At 71.9% G+C, this 24,472-nt stretch carries 27 protein-coding genes; 18 read left to right on the forward strand and 9 right to left on the reverse strand.

Features of this window, described 5'->3' with window-relative positions; genetic code table 11:
- Positions 1-1,161 (reverse strand): sensor histidine kinase (locus ACFWY5_RS48540; RefSeq protein WP_379638959.1); only part of this gene is annotated, 1,161 nt, incomplete at its 3' end.
- Between the two features lie 262 nt (positions 1,162-1,423).
- Here ACFWY5_RS48540 and ACFWY5_RS48545 point away from each other — a divergent pair.
- A complete protein-coding gene (locus ACFWY5_RS48545; protein WP_379638960.1) occupies positions 1,424-1,717 on the forward strand; it encodes a hypothetical protein in 294 nt (97 codons plus the stop codon).
- Here the strand turns inward: ACFWY5_RS48545 and ACFWY5_RS48550 are convergent.
- Positions 1,707-2,837 carry an acyl-CoA dehydrogenase family protein gene (locus ACFWY5_RS48550; RefSeq protein WP_379612551.1) on the reverse strand — a complete coding sequence of 377 codons (1,131 nt, stop codon included), beginning with the start codon at positions 2,835-2,837 and terminating at the stop codon, positions 1,707-1,709. The two genes, ACFWY5_RS48545 and ACFWY5_RS48550, sit on opposite strands and share 11 nt — an antisense overlap.
- 63 nt (positions 2,838-2,900) lie before the next feature.
- Here ACFWY5_RS48550 and ACFWY5_RS48555 point away from each other — a divergent pair, with 63 nt between their 5' ends.
- The 4 genes from ACFWY5_RS48555 (at position 2,901) to ACFWY5_RS48570 (ending at position 6,456) form a co-directional block, all read left to right on the forward strand.
- On the forward strand, positions 2,901-3,827 hold the full coding sequence (locus ACFWY5_RS48555; protein WP_379638961.1) for an endonuclease/exonuclease/phosphatase family protein: 927 nt from the start codon (positions 2,901-2,903) through the stop codon (positions 3,825-3,827).
- 87 nt (positions 3,828-3,914) lie between these two features.
- Entirely contained in the window at positions 3,915-4,712 is a 798-nt protein-coding gene (locus ACFWY5_RS48560) for a hypothetical protein (protein ID WP_379638962.1), read from the forward strand.
- A complete protein-coding gene (locus tag ACFWY5_RS48565; protein ID WP_379638963.1) occupies positions 4,712-5,818 on the forward strand; it encodes a sensor histidine kinase in 1,107 nt (368 codons plus the stop codon). Before ACFWY5_RS48560 ends, ACFWY5_RS48565 begins: the two co-directional genes overlap by 1 nt.
- A complete protein-coding gene (locus ACFWY5_RS48570; protein ID WP_379638964.1) occupies positions 5,815-6,456 on the forward strand; it encodes a response regulator in 642 nt (213 codons plus the stop codon). The genes ACFWY5_RS48565 and ACFWY5_RS48570 overlap by 4 nt, the downstream gene beginning before the upstream one ends.
- Positions 6,457-6,502: 46 nt before the next feature.
- On the opposite strand, the gene ACFWY5_RS48575 is transcribed toward ACFWY5_RS48570, so the two are convergent.
- Positions 6,503-7,723 (reverse strand): serine hydrolase domain-containing protein, encoded by a 1,221-nt coding sequence (locus tag ACFWY5_RS48575; protein WP_379638965.1) that lies wholly within the window; start codon positions 7,721-7,723, stop codon positions 6,503-6,505.
- Between the two features lie 218 nt (positions 7,724-7,941).
- Positions 7,942-8,502 carry a TetR/AcrR family transcriptional regulator gene (locus tag ACFWY5_RS48580; protein ID WP_379638967.1) on the reverse strand — a complete coding sequence of 187 codons (561 nt, stop codon included), beginning with the start codon at positions 8,500-8,502 and terminating at the stop codon, positions 7,942-7,944.
- A gap of 76 nt (positions 8,503-8,578) precedes the next feature.
- Here ACFWY5_RS48580 and ACFWY5_RS48585 point away from each other — a divergent pair, with 76 nt between their 5' ends.
- Positions 8,579-10,303 carry an amidohydrolase gene (locus ACFWY5_RS48585; RefSeq protein ID WP_379638968.1) on the forward strand — a complete coding sequence of 575 codons (1,725 nt, stop codon included), beginning with the start codon at positions 8,579-8,581 and terminating at the stop codon, positions 10,301-10,303.
- 24 nt (positions 10,304-10,327) lie between these two features.
- Here ACFWY5_RS48585 and ACFWY5_RS48590 read toward each other — a convergent pair whose 3' ends face one another.
- Positions 10,328-11,257, reverse strand: coding sequence for an NAD(P)H-binding protein (locus ACFWY5_RS48590; RefSeq protein WP_379638969.1), 930 nt, complete (start codon positions 11,255-11,257; stop codon positions 10,328-10,330).
- A 158-nt stretch (positions 11,258-11,415) separates the two neighbouring features.
- Between ACFWY5_RS48590 and ACFWY5_RS48595 the strand changes: the two genes are divergently transcribed.
- From ACFWY5_RS48595 to ACFWY5_RS48610, 4 genes are all read left to right on the forward strand, one after another.
- Positions 11,416-11,925 carry a PadR family transcriptional regulator gene (locus ACFWY5_RS48595; protein ID WP_379612560.1) on the forward strand — a complete coding sequence of 170 codons (510 nt, stop codon included), beginning with the start codon at positions 11,416-11,418 and terminating at the stop codon, positions 11,923-11,925.
- A complete protein-coding gene (locus tag ACFWY5_RS48600) occupies positions 11,922-12,614 on the forward strand; it encodes an ABC transporter ATP-binding protein (protein ID WP_379612561.1) in 693 nt (230 codons plus the stop codon). Before ACFWY5_RS48595 ends, ACFWY5_RS48600 begins: the two co-directional genes overlap by 4 nt.
- Complete coding sequence (locus ACFWY5_RS48605) at positions 12,611-15,097, forward strand: FtsX-like permease family protein (protein ID WP_379638970.1); 2,487 nt, start codon at positions 12,611-12,613, stop codon at positions 15,095-15,097. Before ACFWY5_RS48600 ends, ACFWY5_RS48605 begins: the two co-directional genes overlap by 4 nt.
- A 120-nt stretch (positions 15,098-15,217) precedes the next feature.
- A complete protein-coding gene (locus ACFWY5_RS48610) occupies positions 15,218-15,859 on the forward strand; it encodes a TetR/AcrR family transcriptional regulator (protein ID WP_379638971.1) in 642 nt (213 codons plus the stop codon).
- On the opposite strand, the gene ACFWY5_RS48615 is transcribed toward ACFWY5_RS48610, so the two are convergent.
- Entirely contained in the window at positions 15,830-16,249 is a 420-nt protein-coding gene (locus ACFWY5_RS48615; RefSeq protein WP_379638972.1) for a VOC family protein, read from the reverse strand. The genes ACFWY5_RS48610 and ACFWY5_RS48615 overlap by 30 nt on opposite strands.
- A complete protein-coding gene (locus ACFWY5_RS48620) occupies positions 16,246-17,142 on the reverse strand; it encodes a sigma-70 family RNA polymerase sigma factor (protein ID WP_379638973.1) in 897 nt (298 codons plus the stop codon). The genes ACFWY5_RS48615 and ACFWY5_RS48620 overlap by 4 nt, the downstream gene beginning before the upstream one ends.
- 92 nt (positions 17,143-17,234) lie before the next feature.
- Between ACFWY5_RS48620 and ACFWY5_RS48625 the strand changes: the two genes are divergently transcribed.
- The 6 genes from ACFWY5_RS48625 to ACFWY5_RS48650 all read left to right on the forward strand — a co-directional run bounded on the left by ACFWY5_RS48625 (position 17,235) and on the right by ACFWY5_RS48650 (position 21,793).
- Positions 17,235-17,648, forward strand: a complete 414-nt coding sequence (locus tag ACFWY5_RS48625; RefSeq protein ID WP_379638974.1) for a VOC family protein — start codon at positions 17,235-17,237, stop codon at positions 17,646-17,648.
- Positions 17,649-17,722: 74 nt separating this feature from the next.
- Complete coding sequence (locus ACFWY5_RS48630; RefSeq protein WP_379638975.1) at positions 17,723-17,884, forward strand: hypothetical protein; 162 nt, start codon at positions 17,723-17,725, stop codon at positions 17,882-17,884.
- A gap of 98 nt (positions 17,885-17,982) precedes the next feature.
- Positions 17,983-18,354 (forward strand): DoxX family protein, encoded by a 372-nt coding sequence (locus tag ACFWY5_RS48635; RefSeq protein WP_379638976.1) that lies wholly within the window; start codon positions 17,983-17,985, stop codon positions 18,352-18,354.
- Between the two features lie 29 nt (positions 18,355-18,383).
- A complete protein-coding gene (locus tag ACFWY5_RS48640; RefSeq protein WP_379638977.1) occupies positions 18,384-19,577 on the forward strand; it encodes a cytochrome P450 in 1,194 nt (397 codons plus the stop codon).
- Positions 19,578-19,700: 123 nt separating this feature from the next.
- The gene (locus ACFWY5_RS48645; RefSeq protein ID WP_379638978.1) at positions 19,701-21,182 is read left to right on the forward strand and encodes an FAD-dependent oxidoreductase; all 1,482 of its coding nucleotides are present in this window, start codon (positions 19,701-19,703) and stop codon (positions 21,180-21,182) included.
- Positions 21,179-21,793 carry a TetR/AcrR family transcriptional regulator gene (locus ACFWY5_RS48650; RefSeq protein ID WP_379638979.1) on the forward strand — a complete coding sequence of 205 codons (615 nt, stop codon included), beginning with the start codon at positions 21,179-21,181 and terminating at the stop codon, positions 21,791-21,793. Before ACFWY5_RS48645 ends, ACFWY5_RS48650 begins: the two co-directional genes overlap by 4 nt.
- Before the next feature lie 17 nt (positions 21,794-21,810).
- Here ACFWY5_RS48650 and ACFWY5_RS48655 read toward each other — a convergent pair whose 3' ends face one another.
- Positions 21,811-22,680, reverse strand: coding sequence for a sigma-70 family RNA polymerase sigma factor (locus ACFWY5_RS48655; protein WP_379638980.1), 870 nt, complete (start codon positions 22,678-22,680; stop codon positions 21,811-21,813).
- Between the two features lie 84 nt (positions 22,681-22,764).
- Between ACFWY5_RS48655 and ACFWY5_RS48660 the strand changes: the two genes are divergently transcribed.
- A complete protein-coding gene (locus tag ACFWY5_RS48660; RefSeq protein WP_379638981.1) occupies positions 22,765-23,109 on the forward strand; it encodes a VOC family protein in 345 nt (114 codons plus the stop codon).
- Between the two features lie 31 nt (positions 23,110-23,140).
- The gene (locus ACFWY5_RS48665) at positions 23,141-23,572 is read left to right on the forward strand and encodes a DoxX family protein (RefSeq protein WP_379638982.1); all 432 of its coding nucleotides are present in this window, start codon (positions 23,141-23,143) and stop codon (positions 23,570-23,572) included.
- A gap of 8 nt (positions 23,573-23,580) precedes the next feature.
- Here ACFWY5_RS48665 and ACFWY5_RS48670 read toward each other — a convergent pair whose 3' ends face one another.
- Positions 23,581-24,471 carry a phosphotransferase enzyme family protein gene (locus ACFWY5_RS48670; protein ID WP_379638983.1) on the reverse strand — a complete coding sequence of 297 codons (891 nt, stop codon included), beginning with the start codon at positions 24,469-24,471 and terminating at the stop codon, positions 23,581-23,583.
- Position 24,472: the final 1 nt, after the last annotated feature.

Here is a 24,472-nt window from a genome sequence, read left to right on the forward strand (position 1 = left end):
GGGGGCCCGTACGGACCTGGCGACGGGTTCGCGGGGGCGGGGGGTCTGGGGGCCGCCGCTGGTCTCCCGGCGGGCGCGCTTGCCGGGGTGGCCGCGCCCGCCGCCGGGCGTACGGGCGGCTTCGGGGGTGGGCGCGGCGTTGTCCACCCCCACGCACAGCCGTTCCTGGCGGTAGTCGATGCGGACCCAGGTCTTCGGGCGCCCGGCGTGCCGGAGCACGTTGGTGAGCGATTCCAGGACGACCCGCCCGGCGACCAGGTCGTGGGCGGCGGGCAGGCTCCGCGGCTCGCCGGTGACGACGACCTCGACGTCGAGCCCGCCGGCACGCGCGGAGCCGAGGAGGCCGTCGACGTCCGACAGCGAGGGAGAAGGCAACCGCGACGCGGCGTGGCCGGGGTTTCTGAGCGCGTCCAGCAGGACCTGCACGTCGGAGAGCGCGCGCCCGCTCGCCTCCCGCACGACGCGCAGGGCCTCCTCGACGCCGGGCCGCCGCGCGGCGTGCAGATGCAGGCCCGCGGCGGCCTGGACGTTGATCACCGCCAGGTGGTGGCCCACCACGTCGTGCAGTTCGCGGGCCAGGTCCAAACGGTCCTCCGCCGCCTCCCGCCTGAGCTGGTCGGCGTGGGCTTCCAGGCCGGCCGCCCGGCGCCGGCGGCGTTCCTCGGTCAGGGCGTGGCGGTGCCGGATCAGTTCCCCGAAGGCGAGGAGGAACAGCAGCCACGCGGTCAGGGCTCCCATCGCGGTGAGCGACGAGGCGTCCCGGCCGGGCAGCAGGCCGGCCCCGGCGTGCCCGGCCAGTGTGGCGACGACCACGAGATAGGCCGCCCAGCGGGCGCCGTGGACGACGGCGCTGACCAGGGCGACGATCATCGGCCCGTAGACGGGTCCGGGCGGCAGGCCGCCGACGATGTACGTCCAGGTGACGGCGACGCAGCCGGCCAGTACCAGCCAGGGGTCGCGCCTGCGCCACCACAGCAGCACCGGCCCGATCATGAGCAGGAGCACGACGCCGGGCGTCAGCCCGGCCAGGGCATCGTTGTGCGCGGCCACGACGACCACGCCGCCGACGTTGACCGCCGCGGTGACGGCGACCCAGGTCGCGTCGATCGCCCGCTCGGCCGGGGTGGCGAGCCCGAGGCGAGGGGCGGTGTCCTCCCCCACGGTGGCGTCCTCCCTGTCAGGTGTCGCTCCGCATTGTTCCGTGACCGGCCGTCGCGGACGTCCCCCGTGGGGATACATCGCGGGTACGACGCGGCGATGACCCGGCCGCGGGCCGGGTGGTATCCCTGCGACGCACGATTGCGCATTGTGTGGAGGCGGCCGCACACCCCGGGGCTGACGATCCGGGCCGGGCGACGGCGGCACGATGTCGTCGACGCCCGATGGATGTCGCGCCCCAAGGAGATGGGCATGCTTTGGCCCCGTGCACGTGGCCGCGCGCGCCGGCACGACGGGAACCGGCATCGACCCCGCCACCGACCGGCGCGTGACCTTCGGCGGGAAACGGGCCGTGACGCTCCCGGCGGGCGCGCGGCTCACCAGCGATCCCGTCAAGCTGGACGTCGCGCCGGACTCCGAGCTCGTGGTCAGCCTCTACCTGCCCGAACGCACCGAAGCCAGCACCGTTCACCGCTACGCGACGCAGGTGAACGCCGTCGCGGCCGTTCCCCTGCGGCTCTTCGCCGCCGTGGACGGACGCCCCGCCGTCAGTCGCTGAACAGCTCCTCCCCGATCCGGTCGCGGCAGACCTCGACCGAGTACGCCATCACCCAGCCCGCGTACGCGTCGCGCAGGATGCGCTGGATGGGGGACGTGCTGAGGAAGCCGGAGCCGCCGCCCGCCTTGAGGGCGAGCTGGGCGGCGTCGATGGCGACCTGGTTGCTCAGCACCTTGGCGCGCAGGGTGGCGGAGTTGAACCCGGGGTCGTTCTGGTCGGCCAGCCACGACATGTGCCGCGCGTACATGCCGGCGGCCTCCACCTGGCTGTGGACCGTGGCCAGGTCGAACCGCAGCCACTGCATCGCCGACAGCGGCTCGCCGGTCGTGGGGATCGTGCGCCCACGGGCGTGCGCGACCAGCGCCGCGACCGCCGCGTCGGCGATGCCCAGCGACAGGAACGCGATCCCGGACCCGATGTGGTTCGGCCGCGGCCCCGCCGGGGGCGGGCAGCGGCGGTCCTCGCGCAACAGGGTGCCGGAGAACTCGACGAGGCGGCTGCCGTTGGCCCGCATGCCCATGGTGTCGCCGATCGGAAGGTGGCGGATCGACTCGCCCGCCTCGACCCCGAAGAACGTCGGCACCCCGTCGACCAGCACGTTGACGAGGAAGTGGTCGGCGATCTCACAGCCGGAGGTGAACCGCTTGGATCCCGACAGCCGGAACCCGCCGGGAGCGGGCTGGGCGTGCTGCTGCGGCAGCAGGAACAGGTTGCCGCCCGTCGGCTCCGACAGCGCGTTGGCGAAGCGCCGCCCGGCGATCAGCTCGTCGGCGTAGAAGCGCCCCGCCTCCGGCGCCGACATCTCGGCGAGCCCCACGCCCGCCCCGATGTGCATCACCCAGATGCAGGCGGTGGCCGGGCAGGCCGCGCTGACCAGGCGCACGATCTCGCCGTAGCTCCGGTAGCTCAGCCCCTGCCCGCCGAGCCGCTTGGGCAGCAGCGCCGCGTCGAGGCCGGCGGCGTGCAGCATCTCCAGGTTCTCGCGCGGGACCAGCGTGCTCTCGTCGTAGGCGGCCGCGGTCCTGGCGAACTCCTTGGCGAGCTCGGCCGCGGTCCGCACCCAGTGCTGCTCTTCCGGCGGCGGCGCCAGCGGATGCGCTTCCCTCTTCTGATCCGGCATGACGTGATCTTAGGCGGACGGCGGTAAGCGTATCGATAGCGCTCGCCCCTAGAATCCCGGCCCATGTCCGAGCGAGCGAGATTCCTGCGTACGGTCGTGGCGGCGTCGCTGGCCGCGACGCCCCTGGCCGCCGTCCCGGCCGCGGCGTCCGCGGCGGCCGTGCCGTTGCGTGTCATCACGTGGAACATCTGCGGCGAGGCGGGCAGCCCGCGCGGCGAGAACGGCTATTGCCCCTACCGCGACGACCCGGGCGCCAAGGTCGAACAGATCGCCGGCCTCGTGTCGCGCCATCAGGCCACCGTCGTGCTGCTGCAGGAGGTGTGCGGCCTCGCGCCGGACAGCCATCTCGAACGGCTGAAGGCGGCGCTCGGGCCCGGCTGGTCCTTCGCCCGTGCGAGCGGCGCCCGCCCCGACGGCCGCACCGACTGCCGCGGCGAGCTGTCCGGCGAACTCGGCGTGGGCATCGCGGTGAAGTCGCCCATCACCGGCACCAAGGTCACCCAGACGCTGCCGCCGGACCCCTCCGGCAAGAACAAGCAGACCCTGCCGACCTTGTGCGTACGAACCGGGAACTGGCCCCGAACCCACATCTGCACCACCCACATCCTGGCCGATCCCAAGGACCTGCGCCGTCCCAAGCAGGTCGCCAACGTCAAGGCGGCGGCGTCGCAGGGCGGGCTGGACGTCGTGCTGGGCGGGGACTTCAACCTGTTCCCCGGCTCGGCGGAGCTGCGGCCCCTGTCGAGCGCGTACGAGGAGTGCGACGCGTCCGGCACCACGAGGAACGAGGTCACCCACCACGCGTGGACGAACGGCAAGCACGTCTACCGCAAGCGCGACCACATCTTCGCGAGCAAGGTGTCAGGCTCACGCCGGTTCACCTCCTGCGACTCCGACCAGTCGCTGATGGACCGGACACCGAACATCAAGGACGTCTCGCCCAACGGCTACTCCGACCACGCGCCCCTGATCGGCTACCTCAAGGTCTAGCGAGCCCTGTCAATACCTCTCAGGTCAGATCTCGTCTGGACCTGACGCGGACGCGGCCGGCGGGCCCCGGCCGCGATCGTTGGCGTCATGCGACTTCAACGTATGCGGATCTCGGCGCTGATCGTTCTCGCGCTCGTCGCGGCACTCGCGCTCGTGCCGTTCCCCACGCTCCCCTACACCACGGGCTTCGCGCCGCACTGGGTGACCGTCCTGGCCGCCGCGCTGGGCGCGATCTTCGTGATGAAACCGCACCCGGCGGGGCTGCTGCCCGCCGTTCTGCTGCTGTGGTCGGCGGGCGGCATCGTGCTGGACGGCTTCCGCGCGTTCTTCGCCGTCACCGGGATTCCGGCGGGAGACTTCGCGCGGGTCGACTGGCCCGGTATGGCGCTGCGCGGGCTCAGCCTGACGGGTTGCGCGCTGCTGGGTGCGGTGCTGCTGCCGCGCCTCAGGGTCCCGGGCGGGGCGTGGCCCGGCTACGGCGCGTTCGCGATCGGGTTCGTCTATCCCATGGCCAAGCTGTACTGGTCCGCGGGCGGCACGCTGCTGCGTCCCATGGGTTATGACGAGGGCTTCCCGGCCGGCGAGCTGGTCATGCTGCTCATCGGGGCGGTGGGTTCGCTGGCCCTGGTTCAGCGGTGGGGGCGATGGCTGCCGCGGCGGCTGGTGCTGACGGGCGGCTGGGCGGGCGCTGCTATGTTGACCACCATGGGGGCCATGTCCGTTTTCGGTACGTTGTCGCAGCTGCTCGGCCTCACCGAAGGGCCCGTGCCCCTGTCCGACCCGGCCGCGGTGGTGACGGTCGGGCTGGTGTACGGGAGCTGGCTGCTGTTCGGGCTGGCGGTCGGCGCGGCCACGCTGTCCTACCAGCGGGCGACGCCGCGGTGATGCCGCGGCGCGCGGACCTGGCCTTGGCGTTCGTCGCCGGCGTGCCGCTGCTGTCGCTGTCGGTGGTGGTGGCGGTGCTGTCGGTGCCGGGTGTACGCGCGGCCCTGCTCGTGGGTGCCTGCCTGGTGGCGCACGCGGCCCTCGCCTACCGGCGGCGGCTCTGGGCGTTCTTCGTGGTCGCCGCCGCCTTCGCCGTCCAGGTCGCCGTGACCGGGTTGTTCCTCGTTCTGCCGTCCGTGGCCGTCTTCCCGATCGCGATCTACTCCTGCACCGCGTACGGCAGGCGTTTCCCGCCCCTGGCCGCGGGACTGGCCGGGGCCGGGCTGGCGGCCTACCGATTCGCCCACGACCCGTCGGTCACCGCCGCCCACCTGGGGCCCGATCCATGGCTCCTGCTCGGCCTGCTGGCCTCGATCGTGATGGCCGCCTGGGGCTTCGGCCTGTACCGGCGGACCCAGCTCGCCTACGTCGCGCTGCTGGAGGAGCAGGCCGAGGCGTCGGCCGCGCGGGCGACGCTGGCCGAGCGGGCGCGGATCGCCCGCGAGATGCACGACGTGATCGCGCACGCCCTGGCCGTGATCGTCGCCCAGGCCAGAGGCGGCCGGTTCGCGCCCGACCGGGCCACGGACGTGCTGGCCACCGTGGAGGAGACCGGCCGCCGGGCCCTGACGGAGATGCGCGGCCTGGTCGGCGTGCTCCGCACCGACACCGCTCCGCTGGACCCCTCTCCCGGACTGGCCGCCCTGCCCGCCCTGCTGTCCGCGTCGAGCGCGTCCGGCCCCGTCGAGACGGGTACGGCCGGCTCCATCGGCCCGGCCGCCGAGCTCGCCGCCTACCGGGTGGTCCAGGAGGCGCTCACCAATACGCTCAAGCACGCGGGCCCCGCCGCGACGGCCGCCGTGCACCTGGACTGGACGCCTGACGCCCTGGTCGTCACCGTCACCGACGACGGCACGAGCCGCGGGGCGGCGGACGGCCGGGGGAACGGCCTGGCGGGGATGCGCGAGAGGGTGGCGGCCGTGGGCGGCACGCTGGTGGCGGGACCGCGCGAGGAAGGCGGGTTCGCGGTGGTGACCCGCCTGCCGTACCGGAAGGAGAGCTTGTGATCCGGGTGTTCGTCGTGGACGACCAGGACCTCGTCAGGACGGGAACGGTCATGGTGCTTCAGGCGCAACCGGACATGGAGGTCGTGGGCGAGGCCCGCGACGGCGCCGACGCGCTGTCCCGGCTGCGCACCGTGCGGGCCGATGTCGTGCTCATGGACGTGCGCATGCCCCGCATGGACGGCGTGGCCGCCACCCGCGAACTGCTCGCCGGCGCTCCGGAGGCGCCGAAGGTGATCGTGCTGACCACCTTCGATCTGGACGAGTACGCCTTCGCCGCGCTGCGTGCCGGGGCCTCCGGATTCCTGCTCAAGGACGCGCCCGCCGAGGAGATGCTGGCGGCCGTGCGCACCGTGCACGAGGGGGACGCGGTCATCGCGCCCTCCACCACCCGCCGCCTGCTCGACCACGTGGCTCCCACCCTCCCCGCGCCGGGACCCGACCCGCTGACCGCCCGCGAACGCGAAGTCCTGCGCCACATCGCCAGGGGACACACGAACGCGGAGATCGCGGGCCTGCTGTTCCTCTCGGAGGGCACGGTGAAGACACACGTGGGCCGCATCCTGGCCAAACTGGGGCTGCGCGACCGCGTCCAGGCCGTCATCTGGGCCTACGAACACGGCCTGACCCGCCCGCGCTGACGGCCGTCCGGCACCGGCCCGGCGCGGGTGGTGCCCGCGCTGATCGTCAGTTGCCTTGCGTCGGGGAGCCGGATGGGCAGAACTCCGCCTGCAACACGGTCTTGATCGTGTCGAGCGAGTTGTTCCGGCCGTACCGGTCGATGTTCATGTTGGTGGCGATCATGCGCTTGGCGTCCCTGGTGCCCATCGCGAAGGAGAACCCGCCGGTGATGGCGCCGCCGATGCCCCACACCTTCACACCGCACGACAGGTCCCACGAAAAGACGCCGGTGCCGTACGTGGTGGCGGGGATCCACGTGTCCTTCCAGGTGCCGTCCGGCAGCTCGATCCCGGTCTTGACCATGGTGAACATCTCCCGCTGCTGGGCGGGCGGGAGAAGCTTGCCGCGCAGCAGCGCGCCGGCGAATCGGCGCAGATCGCCGAGGGTGGAGACCACACCGCCGGCCGCCCAGCCGGTGGTGGCGCTCTGGTCGGTCACGTCGTAGACCTTGGCGTCGTCTTCCGCGGCGAACAACGTCGAGTAGTGCCGTGGGTGCGAGCCGCGTATCTTCGTCTCCGTGCCGGGCAGGTACGTCCCGGTCAGGCGCAGCGGGCGGACGATCCGCCGCGAGATCTCCTTGGCGAGCGTCCTGCCGGTCACCTTCTCGACGATCATCCCGGCGAGGATGTAGCCGGTGTTGGTGTACACGAAGCCGTCACCCGGCGCCTCGAAGGAGCGCGGATTGCGCAGGCCGATCTTGACGAGCTGCTCGGGCGTGTAGGCGTCGTAGCGGTGCTTGAGCCACGCGGGGCCGGAGAACTTGGCGAACTCCTCCTTGTCGTTGCCGTAGTTGAAGATCCCGCTGGTGTGGTTGAGCAGGTGCCTGATGGTGATCGTGCCGCCGTCGTTGCCGTTGCCCGTGACCAGGCCGGGCAGCCACTTGTCCACGGTGTCGTCGAGGCTCAGCTTCCCTTCTGCCGCCAGTTGCAGGACCACGGTCGCCGTGAACGGCTTGGCGGCGCTGCCGATCCGGAACCGCTCGTGCGGCTGACGCTTGCGGCCGGTGCGGGTGTCGGCCACGCCCGCCGAGCCGAACCACCGCCCGTGACGGTCGCGTACCTCGGCGGTCATGCCGGGCACACCGGCATCGGCCACGGCCCGGTCGAGCGCCTTCTGCACCTGGGTGTGGCCGGGGGCGTCCGCCGCGGCGGGGGCCGCGGTCACGGCCCCCGCCAGCATCACCGTGGCCAGGAGAAGCCCTGCCGTTGAGGGGAGAGATGTGGTCATGTCAATTCCTTCCCGGCGGGCGACACAGATCGCCCGGCTCGCGATAGTACTCATTCAGTGCGAGCCAAAAGCTATCTTGCATTCACAGAATCCGCAACATAAATCCTTGATCTTTTTCCATTTACACAGGCCAACAACGATACGACTTGCAATGAATGTGACGATGAACGCAAGGCGAGAAGAAACCAACTTGCAATGAGATGCCGATGAATGCACGATCAGCTGTCAGCGGGCCCCGTCCGGATGCCGTCGAGCAGGGTGGACAGCACCATCCCGGGGGCGTCTCGGGGTGCGAGCCTGCCGAGTTCGATCGACTCCCACGCGCCATAGACGGCGCCGTTCAGCGACGAGACGATCCACCAGGCGGCCAGGTCGGAGCGGAGCACCCGCGCCCGCTGGCCGCGTTTCACCAGGTCGACGACGAGGTCGTCGAGCGCGTCGAAGCGGGCGTGGAGGGCGTGCTCCTCGTCGAGGCCGCGTTCGCGATGGATGAACTCCAGTTGCGGGCCGAGCGGGATCAGGGCCGTGAGCAACCGGCGCAGCGCGGCCTCGGCCTCCTCGCCCGGCGCCGCCAGCCCCGCGTTCGTGTAGGCGTGTTCGACCCGGTCGACGGCTTCGGTGGCGACCGCGACGAGCAGCGCCCGCCTGGTGGGGTAGAGGCGGTGCAGGGTCGTCCGGCTCACCCCCGCCGCGGTCGCCACCTCGGCCAGCGACGCCGTGGGGTTGGCCAGCAACGCCTGTGTGGCGATCTCTACGAGTGTTCCCGACGATCCGCGCATGGCCGGCTAGCTTAGCAGCACTGCTCTGTTTGAAACGTTGTTGTTTCATATGGAGCATGTGAGTACCATGCGCGGCATGGCTCATCCCCTCCCCCGCCGCACCTTGCTCACCGCCCCGATCGGGCTGCTCGGCGCGGGTTGCGCCCCTGCCCACGAGAAGCGCTCCGATCGGCTGATCGTGGGTGGCCGGGTGTACACGGTGGACCCGCGGCGTCCGTGGGCGGAGGCGGTGGCGATCTCGGGCGACCGGATCCAGGCCGTCGGCTCCCGCGCGGAACTCGACCCTCTGGTGGGTCCGCGTACCGAGATCATCGACGCCGAGGGCGGGTTGGTGCTGCCCGGGTTCCACGACGTGCACTGCCATCCCATCGAGGGCCTGTCCGGGCAGACGGAGGACGACTGCCTGCTCGACTTCGACGCCGACGCGCGTCGGCTCGTCCAGCAGGTACGCGCCTGCGCCGGCCACGGGCGGCACGGCTGGGTCACCGGCTACGGCTTCGACATCACGCGGCTGCACCCCTCCGAGCGGGCTCCCCGCGACCTGCTGGACGCCGCCGTCCCCGACCGGCCGGCGCTGCTGTACGACCAGAACGGCCACGCGGCCTGGCTCAACAGCCGGGCCCTGACCGCGCTCGGCATCGACCGCGACACCCCCGAGGTCGCCGGCGGCCTCATCCTGCGCGGGCCCGGTGGCGAGCCGAACGGCCTGCTGCTGGACAACGCCATGATGGTCTACTCCAACGAGCTGGTGCGGTCACTCCCCTCCGACGAGTACCCGGTGCTGCTGGCCAGCCAGCGCAAGCTGGCCGAGGCCGGCATCACCTCGGTCGCCGACGCCCGCGTCACCTGGCGGGGCCGCCACCATCAGCTCGACCTGTGGCAGCGGGCAGAGCGCGAGGGCAGGCTCGCCGCGCGCACCACGCTCGGGCTGTGGGCCTACCCGGAGCTGGAGGACGATCTCCAGCTCCCCGCCCTGACCGGCGCCTTCCGGCACCGCCCCGGCGGCATGCTCAGCACCGGCGAGGTCAAGATCTGCGCCGACGGCATCACCAGCAATCTCACCGCCGCCCTGCTGGAGCCGTACCTGATCGACACCCCCGTGCCCGGCGACCGCGGCCTGAACTACTTCGACGCCGACCGGCTGGCCCGCTACGTGACGAGGCTGGAGCGGACGGGCTTCACCGTGCACATCCACGCGATCGGCGACCGCGGCATCCGCGAGGCGCTCGACGCCGTCGAGACGGCCCGCCGGGCGAACGGCGACCTCGGGGCCCGCCACCGGATCACCCACATCGAGTACCCCCACCCCGACGACCTGCCGCGCTTCGCCCGGCTCGGCGTCGTCGCCGACTTCCAGACCTCGGCGCCCGGCATCGACGTGCCCGCCTACCGCCGCGGCGACGAACCGGTCCTCGGGCCCGAGCGCACCGGGCGGCTCCAGCCCATCCGCGCCCTCATGAACAACGGCGCCACCGTCACGCTGAGCAGCGACTTCAACGTCGGCGCGCTCTCCCCGCTGCCCAACATCGCCGCGTCCCTACGCATCGGCCCGCACGCCGTACCGAGCCTCGGGCATGCCATCCGCGCCTACACCCTCAACGCCGCCTACGCCCTGCGCCAAGAGCGGTTCACCGGGTCCATCGAGCCGGGCAAGCTCGCCGACCTCGTCATCCTCGACCGTGACCTCTTCGCCCGTCCGGCCGGGGAAATCGAGCAGGCCACCGTTCGCCACACCCTGCTCGGGGGCCGTCACACCTTCGGACCGGCCGGCGAGGGGCACGCGCCCCGGTTCACCGGATAGGACGGCCTGCCCACGGGGGCGCGGTCAGCGGAAGCGGTCGGCGTTCTCGATGACCCAGTCGTCGTAGGTGCGCGGCGGGCGTCCGATGAGGTCGCGGACCGAGGGCCGCTGGTCGAGGGTCCACTGGGTCAGTTCGGCCAGTCGCGTGCCGTACTCCTCAAGGGCGTACAGCGTCACGTCGATTCCGCTGTCGGGCCAGCCGTCGCGGTGCCAGCCGGCGCGGCCCTCCTCGGGGGTCACCTCGGCGACGTCGATGGCCCGGCCGATGGCCTTGGCGATGCTGTCCACCCGTGAGCGGGTGCTGAGCGGCACGCCGACCGCCTCGACGACCGTTCCCACATGGTCGCCGGTGCGCAGGACCGCCAGGGCGACGGCGGCGAGATCGTCCTCGTGGATGAACGGGTAGTGGCCCATGCCCAGGAAGGGCTCACGGACGGCCCGGCCGGCGGGGATGGTTCGCGGCCAGTCCGATCCGGTGGCCGGGTAGGTGCCCTCCATCATGGCGCCCATCACGGCCGAGGGACGGATGTGCGTCCATTCCATCCCCGAGCACTCGACGGCCTTTTCGATGGCCAGCCAGAACCAGGTTTCGGGGGGATGGTCGGCTTCGTACTCGGGCCCGTGAGAGGACAGCACCGCGATGCGGCGGACACCGGCGGCGAGCGCCAGGTCCAGCGCGTCCCGCACGGTCGAGGGGTGGGCGCCGGCGAGGAAGACGCCGTCGACGTCGTCGAAGGCGGCGGCGTGTTCGCGCGGCCGGGTAATGGAGCCCTCGACCATCTCGGCCCCGGCCGGCCAGCCGTCCAGGAGACCGCTCTCCGCGAGCACCCGTACCCGGACACCCGTGGCGAGCAGCTGACGCGCCAGGCTCCTGCCGATGATCCCGGTCGGGCTGCTGCCCGCTTCCTTGCGCGCGGCGACCACGGTCAGCAACACCCGCTCGACTTCACCCATCACAAAATCTCCCAGTCGGCTCGACGGAGATCTTGCGCCATCCCGGGGTCGTTCAACCACCGGGGAAGGGTGCGGATCTGCCCGCAAACTATCACCATCGGCGCCTTGGCCGTCAATCTCCTTGAGCAGGGCATACCGCGTATGCATACTAAGTACTCATGCCAGTCAGACACGGGCTGCTCGCGCTCCTCGGCAGGGGGCCGCGGCACGGCTACCAGCTGCGGGTCGAGTTCGAGGCGTCCACAGGGGCGACCTGGCCGCTCAACATCGGCCAGGTCTACACGACGCTGTCCCGCCTGGAGCGCGACGGCTTGGTCGAGGCGGGCGAGGCGGATGCGCAGGGCCGGGTCGTCTACACGATCACCGCGGCCGGTCAGGAGGAGGTGGCGCGCTGGTTCAGCACCCCCGTCATCCCGTCCGACCGGCCGCGGGACGAGCTGGTCATCAAGCTGGCCGTGGCCGTCGCGGCCAAGCAGGGGGACGTCGCCGAGGTCATCAACACACAGCGGACGGCGACCATGCGCACCCTTCAGCAGCTGACCAGGGCCAAGCGGGCCGCCACGGGCGGCGCGGCCCAGCGGCTCGTGCTCGAATCCATGATCTTCCAGGCTGAGGCCGAGCAACGGTGGCTGGACCACTGCGAGGCCGTTCTCGAGGAGGAAAGATGACGTTTGTACGGCTGGCCGAGGTGGCCAGGGTCCATGGCGAAGGGGCGACGGCCGTACACGCGCTGAAGGGTGTGAGCCTCGCGGTCGACGAGGGAGAGCTCGTCGCGGTCATGGGCCCGTCCGGGTCCGGCAAGTCGACCCTGCTCAACCTCGCGGGCGCGCTGGACCGGCCCTCGTCGGGGACGGTGTACCTCGGCGAGCAGGACCTGTCCGCCGTGCGCGACCTGGCGGCACTGCGGCGCCGCCGCGTCGGCTACGTCTTCCAGGACCTCAACCTGATCACGTCGCTGACCGCGGCGGAGAACGTGATGCTGCCGCGCGAGCTCGACGGCGTGCGCCCCGGCCCGGCCAGGAAGGAGGCCATGGCGGTGCTGGCCGAGATCGGCACGGCGGACGTGGCGGACCGCTTCCCCGAGGAGCTGTCCGGTGGCCAGCGCCAGCGGGTCGCGATCGCCCGTGCGCTGGTGGGTGAGCGGCGTTTGCTGCTGGCCGACGAACCGACCGGCGCGCTCGACACGCCCACCGGCGACGAGATCATGCGGCTCTTACGGGCCCGCTGCGACGCGGGCGCGGCGGTCCTGCTGGTCACCCATGAGCCGCGCTACGCCGCCTGGGCCGATCGGGTGGTGTTCCTGCGCGATGGGATGATCACCGACACCACGGACACGTCGCTGGTGAGTGCCCGATGAGCGCCGGACTGGTCGCGCTGCGCCTCGCCCGCCGGAACGTGCGGCGATCCCGGGGCCGGAGCACGCTCATCATGACGATGATCGGCTTACCCGTCCTGGTGATCGCGGCGGTGCTCACCCTCATCGAGACCGTGACGATCAATCCGCGCGAGGAACTGGTGGCCGAGCTCGGCGCGGCCGACGCCCGCCTCGTCCAGGCACCGAAGGGCATGGTGCTGCGGCAGCAGCCGGACGGGATGAGCTGGAGCACGGGAGACGACGCGGCGGCCACTCCCGGGCTCGGCTCCGCCGAGGTCGCGGCCCTGCTCGGACCGGACACCCGGCTGCTCCCGTTCGGCGAGGGCGTGCTCCGGCTGGGCGCCGGACGCATCGACGCGCTGGAGATCGACCTGCGCGACCCCCTCACCAGCGGGATGATGACCCTGAACGAGGGCAGGCTGCCCGCGGGCGCCCACGAGGTCGTGGTGACACCCGCGCTCGGCCTGCGCCCCGGCGGCCTCCTGCGGCCACCCGGCGCGGCGCCCCTGACAGTGGTGGGCGTGGTCGAGCACCCGCACCGGCCCACGCTTCGCAAGGTCGTGGGCCTGGATCTGCCGCTGGCGTCCATGGATGATCTGTGGACTCCATACGAGTACGGCGCCGGCTGGCTCGCCGACACCGCGAAGCCCGTGTCATGGACCGATGCGCCCGCGCTGAACCAGGCCGGCCTGTACGTCACCGCCCCCGCCATCATCCCCGGCTCCGCGTCCTACTCCCCCGGAGTCCAGTACACGGTCGGGCTCGGCGCCATGGTGATCATGGTGGTGCTGGAGACTGTACTGCTGGCCGGGCCCGCCTTCGCGGTCGGGCTCAGGAGACGGCGTCGGGAACTGGCCGAGATCGCCGCCCAAGGCGGCTCGGCCGGGCACCTGCGGACGATCGTGCTGGCCGACGGGCTGGTCCTCGGCGGCGCGGCCACCATCGTGGGGAGCGTGCTGGGCGTCGGAGCCGGACTGCTCGGCGCCCAGGTCGTGGCGCGCTGGGGCGGGCAGGCCGGCCCGGTCGACGTGCCGTGGACGCCGGTGCTGGGTGTGGCCGCGCTGGGCCTGTTCGCCGGGATCGTGGCGGCGCTGGTGCCAGCCGTACAGGCGGCTCGTCAGGACCCCGCGAGCGTGCTGGCCGGCCGCGCGCCCGCGGTGGCCGATCGGCGCGGATGGCCTGTGCTGGGGGTCGTTCTGGTGCTGGTCGGGCTGGGGGCGACCGTGGTGGCGCGGCGCCAGCCTGGCCCGGTGTGGGTGTGGGCCGCCGCGGTGCTGGTCATGATCGGCCTGGTGGTGCTGACTCCCTGGCTGGTGCGCTTCACGGGCCGGGTGGCCCCTCGGCTGCGGCTTCCGCTGCGGGTTTCCGTCCGCGACGCGGTCCGCCATCGATCCCGTACGGCGAGCGCCGTGGCGGCCGTCATGGCGGTCACGGCCGCGGTCGTCGCCGTGGGCATCGGCACGCAGAGCGAATTCGTGGACCGGCGCAACGCCTACACCTCGGCGCGACCGACCGGCACGCTGGCGATCTGGGGCGGCACCATGGCCGACGGGACCTGGACCAGGCTTCGCGCGGAAGCGGTCCGGCGGTTGCCGGGCGTGCCGCTGACCGCCGGCTATCAGGCGAACGACGCCCAGGGCCGCCGCTACGCGCTGCGGTACACGGTGCGATGGAACGGCACGCGCACGCGGCGCACGGCGGCCATCGGAGACCAGGCCCTGCTCAGGCTCCTGCAAGGGCGCCACGATCCGCGGGCGGCCGCGGCGCTGGCGAGCGGTAAGGCCGTGGTGTTCGACGCGGCGGCGGTGCGCGACGGCAAGCTGGCGCTACGGGCGGGTTCGACATCGGGTCCCCCGCGCAAACTCGAGGTGCCGGCGGTGCTGGCCACACCCGCCGCCGAGCACCAGGGTGGCGCCCTGCTGCCGCGTGCCCTCGTCGAGCAGGCCGGTTTCACCACGGTGGAGCGCCAGCTCTACGCCATGTACCGGCCGTCGGCCGACTCCACGCTGGGGCGCGATCTCGCCAAGGTGACCCCCCGGGTGACCGTCGCCTCCGAGGACGGCTTCCGCAATGTGCCCTCCCCCAGCTTGTGGGGATGGCTTGCGGGCGCTCTCGTCCTCGTCGTCGGTGGCACGCTGGCCGCCACGCGCCTGGCGGCCGCCGACATGCGGCCAGAACGCTCGACGATGATGGCCATCGGCGCGCCGCCGGGGACGTTGCGGATGGTCGTGGCCGGCCAGGCCCTCTACATCTCCGGGCTGGGCGCGCTGGTGGGGCTGGGCGCGGGAACGGTGACGGGCGTGGCGCTGAGCCGGCCGATGACGACGTACGGCGCCGGAGATCCCGCCACGATCGCCCTGCCGTGGCCGTTCTTGATCGCCGTGGTGGTGGGCCTGCCCGTTCTGGCGACGGCGGCGGCACTGATCACCCGGACCAGACTGCCCCTGGCCCCCCGGATCCCCTGACCCGACCATTCCATGCCGTGCTGGGCCCGCACCCGCCAGACTGGTGGTGGTCACGGGGACCATCAGTTGAGTTTACGATTCATGTATTGAATATAAGCTCTGACACGACTTGGTGCGATCATGGAGAACGAGACAGGGCGGCGCCGCTACACCTCGCTGCGCCGCGTGACGCAGGCACATCAGACGCGAGCGGAGATCGCCGACGCCGCGCGCAGGCTGTTCCTGTCCCAGGGGTGGGCGGCGACCACCGTGCGGGACGTCGCCCGGGAGGCGGGGGTCTCCGTTCCGACCGTGTACGCGGCCTACCAGAACAAGGCGGGGCTGGTCTGGGCGCTGGCCGATGCCGCGGACATGGCCGCGGGGCTGCCCCAGACGCTCGATGAGCTGGAGGCCACGACCGACCCCCGAAAACACCTGGCCACGATGGCCGGCTACGATCGGCGTCTTTTCGAGCGCGCGGGCGATCTGATCGCGCTGATGCGGGACGCTGGCCGTACCGAGCCCGATTTCGCGGACTTCTATCTGCGGGGCCGGCGGCAGGTCGGCGAGTACCGCACCCAGGTGTTCTCCTCCTGGCCGGACGGCGCGCTCCGCCCCGGGCTCGACGTCCCGACCGCCGTCGACATCTACGCCGCCCTGTGCAACATCGACGTCTACACCACCCTTCACATCGAACGCTCCTGGTCGCCCGACCGGATCGAGAGCTGGTGGGGTGAGGCGCTGGCCCGCGAACTACTGAACCCTTCGGCCGGCACCCCATGAGATCCAACGTCGCGACCCGGCGGGCTCGGCGGGTTCGGTGAATCGCAGCATGTTGCCGGACGGGTCGAGGAAGGCACAGTCCCTGGTCCCGTCGGGCCGGTTGATCGGTTCTTGCATCACTTCGGCGCCCGCGGCCTCGATGTGCACGAAGGTGGCGTCGCAGTTGTCGGTCGCGAAGGTCAGACCGCCCAGCGATCCCGTGCCGGGTGCCGTGAGGTGGATCCGGACGTGCGGCTGCGCGGGCGGGGTGACGCTCACCCATCGCATCCCCTCGTGCGCGACGTCCTCGCCGGCCGCGAAGCCGAGCACGTCCCGGTAGAAGCCGAGCGCCTCATCGACGTCGTGGACGGCTAGAGCACAGGAGGCCAGCCGGAGGTCCGGGCCGGTCACCGCCGCTCCTTGTCGCTCGCGGTGAGGACGACGATGTCGAGGTCGCGCAGCCGTTCCGGATCGGTGTCGATGACGATACGGGTGATCTTCCCGCCGCTGACGGTGAACGCGAACACGGCCTTCGGCCGGCCGAGATGGAACCAGGCCGCCGCCGCGACGCCGTCGACCAGAGCGAGCCGGGCGGCCTCGGCCCGTCCGGCGAAGAAGGTCGCCACCGCGTGGCTGCCGCGGACCTCGCCGACCACGACATCCGGATCGAGGATCTCCAGCAGGGCGGCGAAGTCCCCGTTGCGGGAGGCGGACAGGAAGGCGGCGACGATCTCCCGCTTCGGCGACCGCGCGGCGTCGGAGGCGTCGGCCGCTCCTTGCAACCGGCGCCGGGCGCGGCTGGCGAGCTGCCGGGCCGCCGCCGGGGAACGTTCGATGATCTCCCCGATCTCGCCGAACGACACCGCGAACACGTCGTGCAGGACGAACGCGAGCCGCTCGGCGGGTGTCAGCGTGTCCAGCACCACCATCAGCGCGGCACCGACCGAGTCCGCCAGCAGCGCCTCCTCCTCCGGGCCGGACCGGCCGGTCGGATGCATGCCCGCGTGCGTACCCGGGTGGAGGCTCGTCCGCGGTGCGGCCGGTTCGGGCGGCAGCACGCCGGCCGGCTCCTCGCGCCGGTTGCGGCGTGCCTCGAGCATGTTCAGGCAGACGCGGGCGGTGATCGTGGTCAGCCAGCCGGCCGGGTTCTCCAGGTCGCCGGTGCCGGCGCGGCTGACCCGCAGCCAGGTCTCCTGAACCGCGTCCTCGGCCTCGCCGGGTGAGCCGAGCATCCGGTAGGCCAGCGCGTGCAGGCGGTCCTTGTGCTCGGTGAACCGCTCGCTCAGCCAGTTCTGCTCGGCCATCTGTCACATTCCTCCGTTTCGCCGGTCATACCTATTGACCGGCGAACGCACGCCGATGTGACGTCCCCGGGCGAGACATAGGGAGATATGCCATGAAAGCGCACGTCAGCTCCATCCTTCTCGGCGTCCGGGATATGGACCGGGCCAAGCGGTTCTACACCGAGGGGCTCGGCTGGAAGATCAAGGACGACTACGGCATCTCGGTGTTCTTCGCATCGGATGGAGCCTCGCCCGTCGGCTTCTACGGCCGCGAAGGCCTGGCCGGCCAGGTGGGCACGAGCGCGGAAGGCAGCGGTTTCAGCGGGCTGGTGCTGACTTATGTCGTCCGTAGCGAGGCACGGGTGGACGAGATCATCGCCGAGGCTCAGAAGGCCGGCGCCACGATACTCAAGCCGGCCGGCGCCCTGCCCTGGGGCGGCTACGGCGGCGTGTTCGCCGACCCGGACGGCTACATCTGGAGCCTCGGCTACAGCGCCCACGGAACGGACCAGCCCTACGCGGAGTAGCCGGCAAGCCCGGGTGTCCCCTCGGAGGTGGGTTCGTTCGTCGAGCCGGGTTCACCGGGCCGAAGGCCGACAGGGTGCGTGCGGCGTTCGGCCCGGTCGGCCGGGTGGAACTGCTGCGGCGCAGGGCGCTGACGCGGATGCTCAAGATGCCGGTGATCTCCCGGTTGTTCGTGCCGTGGCAGCGCAGGGTGGCGTTCACGAAGGAGATGGACTTCGCCCATCCCGCGCCCGCCTGAAAGGCATGGGCCACGGTGGTGTCCCCGTGGCGGCCGCTCGTTCGTCGCCTGGACAGCGGGAATCCCCGAACGTCGACGACAACAGATGAGACACCTCTATGAACATGTTCCTGTGGATCGTGCAGGCGGTCCTCGCCGCCATGTTCGCCATGTCCGGCCTGGAGAAACTCCTCCGGCTCAAGGACAAGCTGACCGGCAAGTACCCGTGGGCGCGGATGTTCTCCCAGACGGCCGTGCGGGCCATCGGCGTGGCGGAACTGCTGGGCGCGATCGGGCTGATCGTGCCGGCCGCCGTCGGGATCGCACCCGTCCTGACGCCGATCGCCGCGACCGGGCTGGCGATCATGATGGCTCTGGCCGGGGCCATGCACCTGCGCAGGAAGGAGCCGGCCGGGCTGAGGGCCACGGCCGTCCTGCTCGTGCTCTGCGTGCTCGTCGCCTGGGGGCGGTTCGGCCCCTACGGCTGGTGAACGTACCCCATAAGGACGGATGGACGAACATGACGCAAGCGAACCAACCGCCGCTGCAGATGCGGCGGAACGGATTGGACCCGGCGGATGAGCTGGCCCGGGCCCGCGACGATGAGGGCGTGGTCCGGGTGGAGACGCCCTGGGGCCTGCCCGGGTACCTGGTCTGCCGCCACGAGGACGTCCGCCGGGTCCTTGCGGATTCGGAGCGGTTCAGCAGCGCCCTGACCCCGCTTCGCGGAGCCGGCGCCCTTGACCCCGGCGAGGTGGCCAGGATGCGCGCGGGGCAACTGATCGGGCTGGACCCGCCGGAACATACGCGGCTGCGCCGGATGCTCACCCCCGAGTTCACGGTACGGCGGATGCGCCGGCTCGAACCGCGGATCGTCGAGATCGTCCAGGCGGCTCTGGACGATCTGGAGCAGGCGGGCAAGCCGGCCGATCTGGTGGCGCACTTCGCGCTGCCGGTGCCGTCCTTGGTGATCTGCGAGCTGCTGGGCGTGCCGTACGCCGACCGCGCCGCGTTCCAGGATCGTTCCGTGCGCCAGCTGGACACCTCCCTGCCGGCGGAGGAACTGGCCGCGGTGCGGCGGGAGGAGCGTGCGTACCTGGCCGGCCTGGTCGCCCAGGCACAGGCCGATCCGGGCGAGGACATGCTCGGCATGCTGGTACGCGAGCACGGCGACGAGCTCAGCACCGACGAGCTCATCGGCGTCGCCGGGCAGCTGCTGCTGGCCGGGCACGAGACGACCTCGAACATGCTCGGACTGGGCGTCCTGGCCCTGCTGCGCCATCCGGACCAGCTCGCGATGATCCGTGACGACCCGGCGCGGATCGAGCCCGCCGTCGAGGAGCTGCTGCGGTGGCTGTCCATCTCCCAGTCCCCTCCGCCCCGCACCACGACGACCGAGGTGGAGATCGCCGGGCAGGTCATCCCGGCGGGCGCGCTGGTGATCTGCTCGCTGCCCGCCGCCAACCGCGACCACGCGTTCGTCGCCGAGCCGGACCGGCTCGACGTCACCAGGGAGTCCGCCGGTCATGTCGCGTTCGGCCACGGGGTGCACCACTGTCTCGGCGCGCCGCTGGCGCGCATGGAGATGCGCATCGCCCTGCCCGCCCTGCTGCGGCGCTTCCCCGGCCTCGCTCTCGCCGACCCCTTCGAGCAGACGAGCTTCCGGACCTTCAGCGTCGCGTTCGGCCTGAACGCGCTACGGGTGACCTGGTGAGGAGGTAAGGCCGACGCGACCCGACCCGAGCCGTCAGCCTCTGGGAGCACGGGCTGGACAAGACCGGCCCATCAGCAGCATTATTTATTTACGGAACCGTCTCGTAAATATATTGGAGGTTCGATGGACGCGGACGTCCTGGTAGTCGGAGCCGGACCGGTGGGGCTCGCGCTGGCGTGCGGGCTGCTCCAGCACGGCGTCTCGGTACGTGTCATCGACAGGGCCGCGCTCCCGGCCACCACCTCCCGGGCGAACTTCGTACACGCGAGAGGCTCGGAAGTGCTGGACCGGCTGGACGCCCTCGACGGCCTGGCGCAGGAGTCGGTACGGGCGATGACGATCACCACCTACGCCGGCGACCGGCCGATGATGCGCATCCGGTTCGGCGACCCCGGGCTGGGCACCGCCGCCCCGCCCATGGTGATCTCCCAGGCGCGGGTCGAGGCGCGGTTGCGTGAGCGGCTGGCCGATCTCGGCGTCCGGCCGGAATGGGGCAACGGCCTGGTCGAGGCCCACCAGGACGGCACCGGCGTCACCGCGGTGCTGGCCGACGGCTCCACCGTCCGGGCCGGCTGGATGGTGGGCTGCGACGGCACCGGCAGTGCGGTGCGCAAGCTGGCCGGCATCGGCTTTCCCGGGGTGAAGGTCAGCGAACGGTTCCTGCTCGTCGACGGCCACCTCGACGAGCCGGCGCTGGACCGGTCGGGCACCAGCGGCTGGGTGCACGCCGATGGCATGCTGGGCGCCATGCCGATGCCGGGCGGCCTGTGGCGGCTGATCGCGTACGACGCCGCCTTCCAGGATGACAAGCCCGGCGAGGAGCAGATCGCCGAGCGCATGCGGCGTATCCTCCCCGCGCGGACCGGCCTGTCCGGCCTGAACCTGGGAGAGGTCACCTGGGCGTCGCTGTTCAGCGTGCACCGGCGGCTGGCCGACGCCTACCGCGCCGGACGCGTCCTGCTGGCCGGGGACGCCGCGCACGTGCACGCCCCGTTCGGCGGCCAAGGCATGCTCACCGGGCTCGGTGACGCCGAGAACCTCGCCTGGAAGCTCGCCCTCGTCGTTCAGGGCCGGGCCGGGGACGCCCTGCTGGACACCTACCAGGCCGAACGCCGCCCGCTGGCCACCGCGGTGTTGCGCGGCAGCACCGCCGCCACCAAGGTCAACATCGCGGGCAGCCCGCTCGGCCGGCTGCTGCGCGACCAGGTACTGCTGCGCGTCTTCAACCGGGCGTGGATCCAGCGATGGACCACCTACACCACCTCCCAGCTGTGGGTGAGCTACCGGCGCGGCCCGCTCGGCGGCAGGCGCGGCGCCAAGCCCCGCCCCGGTGACCGCGTCGGCGATCTGGCGTGCGAGCGTCCCGACGGCGACCGCACCCGGCTGTACGCCGAGTTGCGAGGCACCTGGGCGGTGCTCGGCGACGGCCCCGGCGCCGAGTCCGCCTTCGAGGCGGCCCGGCGGCGGCTCGGCGACCGCGTCGTCCGGCTCCGCCCCACCGCGCCCGCCGGCGGGCTCGCTCTGCTCATCCGCCCTGACGGCCACCTGGCCTGCAAGGGCGGCTCCACCGAGGTCACCCGCTGGCTGGACGGAGCCCTGGCATGACCGCCACCCGAGGCCGGGGACGTCCGCGCGACCCCGGAACCGACACCGCGATCCTGGCCGCCGCGCTGGAGCTGTTCGTCGAGCGGGGGGTCGAGGGCACCAGCATGGAGCAGGTCGCCAAACGCGCCGGCGTGGGCAAGCTGACCCTCTACCGCCGCTGGAGCAGCAAAGAGGACCTGCTCGCCCAGGCCATCGAGCAGTGGGTGCGCGCCGAGGTGATCCCGTCCGCCGCCGACGTCCACGCCCTGCGGCCGCGTGACATCGTCGAGCGCGTGCTGCCCGCGGCGGCCGAGATGGCGGCGAGCGCGGACTTCCGGGCGCTGGTCGCCCGCATCATGGGCTCGGCGGTGAGTCACCCGCGGCTGATGGCCGTCTACTGGGAGCACTACATCCTGCCCCGCCGCGAGCTGGCCGCCGTGATGCTGCGCCGCGCCCAGCAGGACGGCACCGTGGCCGCCGACGCCGACCTGGACGTGCTGATCGACATGATGGCCGGCGCGGTCACCTACCGCGTCCTGCAGCCCACCCCGCCGGACGCCACCGAGATGCTGCGCTACCTCACCGCGATCTACCGCCAGGCCGGACTGTACCCACCCGCGCGGGACGGCTGATCGCCCGGCCGGCGTGGTCAGTCCTCGATGACCTCCAGGTGGAGTTCGCGGAGGTGATCGGGGTCGGCGATCAGGTTGATCTCGGTGATCCGCCCCCCGGCGATCGTGAAGTCGAACGCCATGCGCGGCTGACCGCCCCCCGACCAGAGGGCCCCGGCGGCCCCGTCGATCAGCGCCAGCCGCGCGCCTTGGGCACGGCCGCGGAAGGTCCCGGCCACCGCCGTGGCGCCGCGGAGCCGTCCGGACGCGCCCGTCAGCACGGCCGCACGATCGGCGTGCAGCACCACGTCCGGATCGAGCAACGCGATCAACGCGCCGAAGTCGCCGCCCCGTGAGGCCGCGAGGAAGGCGGCGACGATCTCCCTCTGCCGCAGCAGGTCGGCTCCGGACGGCGGATCCGCCCCCTGGACCCGCCGCCTGGCCCTGCTGGCGAGCTTCCTGGCCGCGGCCGGAGAGCGCTCCACGATCGGTGCGATCTCCTCGAACGGCACGGCGAAGACGTCATGCAGGACGAAGGCCAGCCGCTCGGCCGGAGCGAGCATGTCCAGCACCACCCGCATCGCCAGGCCGACCGAGTCGGACACCAGCGCGGCCTGCTCCGGCTCGCTCCCGCCGTCACCGGCCGGGTCCGGGGCGACCGCCTCCCACGGGTCCTCGCGCAGGGTGGCGCGCGAGCGCAGCATGTTCAGCGACACGCGGGCGACGACCGTGGTCAGCCACCCCCGCAGGTTCTCCACCTCGCTGGTGTCGGAACGGCTGAGCCGCAGCCACGCCTCCTGGACGGCGTCGTCGGCCTCGCTCGGCGAACCGAGCAGCTGGTAGGCCACCGTCCGCAGGTGGCGGCGATGCTCCTCGAATCGGCCGGCCAGAAACTCGTCCTCACCCATCGGTCACATTCCTTCGTCGGGTCGTGTCATGTCTATGACCCGCCGGCCTTCGCCGATGTGACCGGCACACACGAGGAGTACGTCATGACTCATGGCATCAAGACCGTCATTCACCCGGTCAAGGATCTCACCGCCGCCAAGGCGATGTTCGGCGCGCTGCTGGGCGTCGAGCCGTACATGGACGAGCCGTATTACGTGGGTTTCTCCGTCAACGGCCAGGACATCGGCCTGGACCCGCAGGGCCACAGGAAGGGGATGTCAGGGCCCGTCGCGTACTGGCACGTCGACGACCTCGAGGCGAGCCTGCGGGCGCTGCTCGACGCGGGGGCGACGACGTCGCAGGAGGTCAAGGACGTCGGCGGGGGCAAGCTGGTCGCTTCGGTGACCGACGCGGACGGCAACGTCATCGGCCTCATCCAGCCCGCCTGAAGCGCCGGCATCCCTTTCGGAGGAAACCATCATGTCCACCCGCGTGTGGCCGCGACGGCTGCTGACGGCCTTCTACTGGTTCGTGGCGTTCACCTTCTTCATGGGCTTCGTCACGAAGTACTGGCCCGGCCCCACGTTCTTCGGGCCGGCGTACTCGGTGAAGTTCGTCGAGTGGGGATACCCGTCCTGGTTCAGGTTCGTGGTCGGGACCATCGAGGGGATCTGCGCTGTTCTGCTGGTCATCCCCCGCCGGCGGTTCAGGTTCGTCGGCGCGACGGCCCTGATCCTCGTCCTCACCGCCGCGACCACGACGCACATCGTGGCCGGCAGCGAGCTCTACGAACGTGTCGCCGCGCCCACCAACCTGGTGATCATGTTCGTCTTCGCCCTGCTCAACTGGCCGGCCGACTGGCGGGATCTGCTGCGCGGGGAACGACCGCCCAGCGTGCCCCAGCGTGCGTGACCCGAGGGTCAGGGCCGGAGGCGGTGGAAGAGCTCGGTCCGGTCGTGGTGATAGTCGAGGTCCTCCTGGTCGTGCGTGACGCCGCGGGCGACGGACTGCTCGAAGTAGGCGGCCTCCCTGCGCAGCTTGTGCCTGATCAGCTGGGCCAGCGCCTCGTCGCCGAGGTCTCCGGCCGTTCCGCCCTCGTCCAGGTACGCGTCGACGAACCGGCGTACCAGGGGAAGCTCGTCTTCTCCCCATTCGGTCGCGGCGGCGGCCAGCTCGTACTCCGGAGCGCCCACGAAGGACTCGTCCCAGTCCAGGACCGCCGTGAGCACGTCTCCATGGGCCAGCGTGTTGCCCGCGTAGTAGTCGCCGTGCAAGGGATGACGGCTCGCGTGCGTACGGTGGAACTCGGTGAGCCAGCGATCCAGATCGGGGTCGTCGAGGCCGCCGTGCCCTCCGGGGCCGTCCTCGGCGCCGAACAGCCCGTACTCCGCGAAGGACCGGACGGGGCGGGGCCCCGGGCGGGCCGTGGACAGGGCGTTGTGCAGGCGGGCCAGCAGACGGGCCGCCTGGTCGGCCTGCTCCGACTCCTGCGGCCAGTTCCCCTGGACAAGCGGCCACAGCGACACCGGCCGTCCTTCCACCCGCGTGACCGTCGCGCCGTCGAACGTGGTCAGCGGTGCGACGGCCTCGGGCATCCGGGTGGCGGCGTGCCGGGCGACCGCGTGACACCACTCCGTCTCCTCGCTGCCGCGCCACTCGGGACCGACGCGTACCACATGGTCCCCGAGCTGGTACGCGGCCGACTCCTCCCCGCCGTGCAGCCGCACCGCCTCCGCATGTCCGTCAACTCCCCACTGCTCCTTGACGGCTCGCCGGACGGTATCGGTCAAAGGGATCACCGCGTAGATCATG

Origin of the sequence: Nonomuraea sp. NPDC059007 (genome assembly GCF_042740555.1) — a bacterium.
Lineage (GTDB): Bacteria > Actinomycetota > Actinomycetes > Streptosporangiales > Streptosporangiaceae > Nonomuraea.